Below are 5018 nucleotides of genomic sequence, written 5' to 3' on the forward strand. Positions count from 1 at the left end.
TCTGGCAGTCCAAGCCGATCCCCGAAGGTCCCATCGTGCTGCGCAAGGCGCTGCCCGAGGCCGTCAAGGTCAAGATGACCGCTCTGATGGCCTCCATGCCTGCGATGGATTACGACTGCTACTACGCTGTCGCGGCCGGCGACTCCAAAGGCTTCATGCCGATCGGTCACGACGCCTATGAGGCGATCATCGAAGCCCGCAAGCTGAAATCCCAGTAAGCAGCTTCGCACAACAGGCGCGGGGTTCGGATCGGTCCGGACCCCGCATTTCTGACCACGGGACCCTGTTTTATTCTCGTGGTCCGTTTTTGACTCAGGACGAATTCATGGCTGATCTGACCGCCCACGCCCCCCGGACAGTGGATGAGATCCGGATGCAATATACCGAGCTGACCCGGCGCAAACGTCTCTATGGCGGGGTGTTGCTGGTCCTGTTCATTGCGATGATGGCCGCCGGGTTCCGCACCGCTGACGACCGCAATGCAGGGTCGTTCTACGACGGCATTCATCGCATTCTGGACTACCCGGGCGAGGTTCTGGCCGAAGCATCGCAAAAGGCCGCCGAGTTGCCCGGCCATATGGTGCATTTCTTCCCGGCCCTGATCGAGACATTGAATATTGCCGGCGCCGCGACGCTGCTGGGGGCGATTGGCGGCACGGTGCTGTCGCTGTTGTCGATGTTTGTCGGGGCCGTGGCCGCAATCGGACAGCGCGACATCAAGCGTCGGATGGCCTATTCCTCGATTGCCCATATGGGCTATGCGCTGATGGGACTTGCCTCGGGGACGGTGTTCGGTGTGCAGGCGATGCTGATCTACATGGCGATCTATGTGACCATGAACATCGGCACTTTCGCCTTTATCCTGTCGATGGAGCGCGATGGCCAGCCGGTGACGGATATCCGCAGCCTGAATATGTATGCCAAGGCCCAGCCGGGCCGGGCGCTGGCGATGCTGATCTTGTTGTTCAGCCTTGCGGGCGTACCGCCGCTGCTTGGCTTTTTCGGTAAGCTCTACGTGCTGCGCGCGGCCTATGAGGGCGGCCTGGCCTGGCTGGCGGTTGCCGGTGTGGTGGCCAGCGTGATCGGCGCCTTCTATTACTTGCGCATCGTATTCTACATGTATTTCGGCGAAGAGGGCGAAGCGCTTGAAACCGGGCGTTCGCCGGTTCAATGGGCGTTCCTGATGACCTCTGCGGCAATCATGCTTGTCGGTATCATCAACATGTTCGGGGTCGAGGCGATTGCACAGGCGGCAGCGGCAACGCTTGTCAACTGAACATGCGCCCGATCCGGTCTGATCCACATGTGACGCGCCCCGAGGGGCGCGTCGCTTTTATTTTTGGCGCCCGGTGCCCGGGCGCGCGCCTCCGGCGGGAGTATTTTGGGAAAGATGAAAATGGCGTCTGAGTGGGACTGGCCCGAGGGCTATGGGCGGCGCGTGCTGGCATCGGTGGACAGCACCAATGCCGAGGCCGCACGGGTGGCTCCGGGCCTGGCGGGGCCGGAATGGATTTTGGCGTTGGAGCAGACCGCCGGGCGCGGGCGGCGCGGGCGCGGGTGGGCCGACCCCAAGGGCAATTTTGCCGCCAGTCTTGTGATGCGCCCCAATGAGACCGCGGACAAGGTGGCGCTGCGGTCTTTCGTGGCCTCGCTGGCCCTGTTTGATGCCTTGGTAGCAGTGACCGGGCGGGCAGAGGCTTTTGCGCTTAAATGGCCCAATGATGTCTTGCTGAACGGTGGCAAGCTTGCCGGAATTCTGTTGGAAAGTGCCGGCAGCGGGGCAGGGTTTAGTCATTTCACCATCGGAATCGGGGTGAACCTGCGCGAGGCGCCTGAGGCGGGTGCACTCGAACCCGGCGCGGTGCCCCCGGTGTCGGTCCTGTCGGGCACCGGCGTGGCGATCAGCCCCGAGGCGTTTCTTGACTTTCTGGCCCCGGCCTATGCCCGCGCCGAGGCGCAGTTTGTCACCTATGGGTTCGAGCCTATTCGCCTGGCCTGGCTTGCGCGGGCGGCGCGCCTGGGCGAGGTGATCACCGCGCGTACCAGCCGTGAAGAGGTCACCGGCACCTTCGAGACGGTGGACGGCGCGGGCAATCTTGTTCTATCAACCCCGAAGGGGCGCCACGCGATTGCCGCCGCCGAGGTTTTTTTCTAAGCGAGGATGTCCGCGATGCTCTTGGCGATTGACTGTGGCAATACCAACACCGTTTTTTCGATCTGGGATGGCGAAAAGTTCCTGTGCACGCTGCGCACCTCGACCGAGCATCAGCGCACGGCGGATCAGTATTTTGTCTGGTTTTCAACGCTTCTGGCACATTTCGGCATCAAGGCCGATATCAGTTCGGTGGTGATCAGTTCGACCGTGCCGCGGGTGGTCTTCAATCTGCGGGTCTTTTCCGATCGCTATTTTAACTGTCGCCCGCTTGTGGTGGGCAAGCCGGAATGCCGCCTGCCGGTGGATGTGCGGGTGGATGCGGGCACACAGGTCGGGCCGGACAGGCTTGTAAATACGGTGGCGGGCTACGATCTTTATGGCGGCGATCTTATTGTCGTGGATTTTGGCACGGCAACAACCTTTGATGTGGTCGCGAGCGATGGCGCCTATATCGGCGGGGTGATTGCACCCGGCGTGAACCTGTCGCTTCAGGCCCTGCACGAGGCCGCCGCCGCCCTGCCGCACGTGGATATAACCAAGCCCGAGCGCGTCATCGGCACCAATACCGTGGATTGCATGCAATCGGGGGTGTTCTGGGGTTATGTCGGGCTGATCAATGGGATATGTGACCGGATAAAGGCCGAGAGAGGCCGCGCCATGAAAGTGGTCGCAACAGGCGGGCTGGCGCCGTTATTCCAGCAGGGGCACGCGATTTTCGACGTGTTCCGCGATGATCTGACGATGCACGGGCTGACCGTGATTGACGCGTATAACAAGGAGGGCTGACGCCCCATGAGCAGTGAACGTTTGATTTACCTACCCCTTGGCGGGGCGGGCGAAATTGGTATGAACGCCTATGTCTATGGCTATGGCAAACCCGGCAAGGAACGTCTGATCCTGGTGGATCTCGGGGTGACCTTTCCGGATATGGATGGCACGCCCGGGGTGGACCTTATCATGCCCGATATAACCTGGTTGGCCGAGCGGCGCGATCAGCTTGAGGCGGTGTTCATCACCCATGCCCACGAAGACCATCTTGGCGCCGTGGCGCATTGCTATGAAAAGCTTGGCGCGCCGATCTATGCCCGTGCCTTTACCTCTAATCTGGCCCGCCGCAAGATGGATGAGTACGGTCACCCTGAAAGCGCCGTCAAGACCGTGTCACCCTGGCCCGAAATGGTTCAGGCGGGCCCGTTCAGCGTGGGCTATGTGCCGATTTCGCATTCGATCCCCGAAAGCTCTGGTCTCGTGATCGACAGCGCGGGCGGGCGGATCGTGCATACCGGCGATTTCAAGATCGACGAAACCCCGGTTGTCGGCGAGGCCTTTGACCGCGAATTGTGGGCCAGCATTGCAGAACCCGGTGTCAAGGCGATGATCTGCGATTCCACCAATGTGTTCAGCTCCAATGAAGGCCGATCCGAGGCCTCCGTGGCCGAGCCAATCACCGGTCTTGTCGCGCAATCCAAGGGCATGTTCGTCTGTACGACCTTTGCCAGCAACGTGGCGCGGGTGAAAACCCTGGCCGAGGCCGGTGAACGGGCCGGGCGTTCGATCTGTCTTATGGGGCGGGCGATGCGCCGGATGATCGAGGCCAGTGTCGAGACCGGCGTGCTCAAGGATTTTCCCAAGACCATCAGCCCGGAAGACGCCAAGGCATTGCCGCGCGAGAACGTCATGCTGATCGTCACCGGAAGCCAGGGCGAGCGCCGCGCGGCAAGTGCCCAGCTTGCAAACGGCAAATATCAGGGAATGACCCTGAAAGAGGGCGATACCTTCCTGTTTTCGTCCAAGACAATTCCTGGCAATGAACGTGGTGTGATCCGGATCATGAATCAGTTCAGCGAAATGGGGGTTGACGTGATCGAGGGCGATGACCGCTATCACGTCTCGGGCCATGCCAACCGCCCCGATCTTGATGCGATGCACAAGATCATCAAGCCACAGACGGTGATCCCGATGCACGGCGAACATCGCCACCTGCGCGAGCATGTGAAGCTTGCCAAGTCCAACCGGCTTGGCGGGATGCTTGTGGTTAACGGGATGATGGTTGACCTGAGCGGCAACAAACCCACCGTCGCCGAATATATCGAAACCGGGCGCACCTATCTTGATGGCTCGGTTCAGATCGGCTCGATGGACGGGGTGGTGCGGGATCGCATTCGCATGGCTCTGAACGGGCATGTGATGATCAACATCATTCTGGACGAAGAGGATGACCCGCTTGGCGAACCCTGGTGCGAAACCATGGGTCTTGCCACCACCGGGCGAAGCCATGCGCCGCTTGTCGATGTTCTGGAAGAGGACCTGAGCCAGTTCCTCGGCCGTGCCTCTGACAAGACGCTGGCCGATGATGACAAGCTTGAAGAGGGGCTGCGCCGCATCGCGCGTCAGAGCACACAGAATGAAATCGGCAAACGCCCCGAGGTCACCGTGGTGATCAGCCGCCTCAGCGCCTGATACCTTCGATTGAGGTCACCCGGACAAGGGCGCGGTCGCTTGGCGCCGCGCCCTTTTTCGTGAGCGGAACCCCGCCGTGCAGGTCATTGAGCGGGCCAGACCGGGAGATGTTCTTGTCGTTTGCAACGGGCATTCCGCCCAAAGATCGGAGGGACATCGACACGAAAGGAACAAGATCGCCGGTATTCCTGATCGTCCATGAGGACGCCGGGATGCGCGGCAATCTTTGCAATAAGCGCGACTGTCCCGGTGCGAGCGCCCCAATACGAGTCGTGTTGCTCTTCGGCGTTCATTTTGAGGCGAAAAAAGAAAAAGGACTTAGCGGATGAGCGCTAAGCCCTTGAATTCTTTGGCTCCGGCGGTAGGGATCGAACCTACGACCAATTGATTAACAGTCAACTGC

General features: G+C 60.7%; 4 protein-coding genes and 2 pseudogenes. All 6 read left to right on the forward strand.

Annotation, left to right across the window (positions count from 1 at the left end):
- Positions 1-218, forward strand: a pseudogene (locus QZ522_RS17710) (phosphonate ABC transporter substrate-binding protein); the annotation flags it as partial.
- 440 nt (positions 219-658) lie between these two features.
- Positions 659-1276, forward strand: a pseudogene (locus tag QZ522_RS17715) (proton-conducting transporter membrane subunit); the annotation flags it as partial.
- 120 nt (positions 1277-1396) lie between these two features.
- Positions 1397-2155: a biotin--[acetyl-CoA-carboxylase] ligase gene (locus QZ522_RS17720; RefSeq protein ID WP_294614711.1), complete on the forward strand. Its 759-nt coding sequence runs from the start codon at positions 1397-1399 to the stop codon at positions 2153-2155.
- Between the two features lie 15 nt (positions 2156-2170).
- Positions 2171-2941 (forward strand): type III pantothenate kinase, encoded by a 771-nt coding sequence (locus QZ522_RS17725; protein WP_294614713.1) that lies wholly within the window; start codon positions 2171-2173, stop codon positions 2939-2941.
- A 6-nt stretch (positions 2942-2947) separates the two neighbouring features.
- Positions 2948-4615, forward strand: coding sequence for a ribonuclease J (locus QZ522_RS17730; RefSeq protein ID WP_294614715.1), 1668 nt, complete (start codon positions 2948-2950; stop codon positions 4613-4615).
- A gap of 113 nt (positions 4616-4728) precedes the next feature.
- The gene (locus tag QZ522_RS17735) at positions 4729-4944 is read left to right on the forward strand and encodes a hypothetical protein (RefSeq protein WP_294614718.1); all 216 of its coding nucleotides are present in this window, start codon (positions 4729-4731) and stop codon (positions 4942-4944) included.
- Positions 4945-5018 lie beyond the last annotated feature (74 nt).

Origin of the sequence: uncultured Roseovarius sp. (genome assembly GCF_913054395.1) — a bacterium.
Taxonomy (GTDB): Bacteria; Pseudomonadota; Alphaproteobacteria; order Rhodobacterales; family Rhodobacteraceae; genus Roseovarius.

Bases quoted from the DNA above. Each gene is read 5' to 3' on its own strand.
- QZ522_RS17725 (WP_294614713.1), top strand. From the start codon at position 2,171: ATGCTCTTGGCGATTGACTGTGGCAATACCAACACCGTTTTTTCGATC.
- QZ522_RS17730 (WP_294614715.1), top strand. From the start codon at position 2,948: ATGAGCAGTGAACGTTTGATTTACCTACCCCTTGGCGGGGCGGGCGAA.
- QZ522_RS17720 (WP_294614711.1), top strand. From the start codon at position 1,397: ATGGCGTCTGAGTGGGACTGGCCCGAGGGCTATGGGCGGCGCGTGCTG.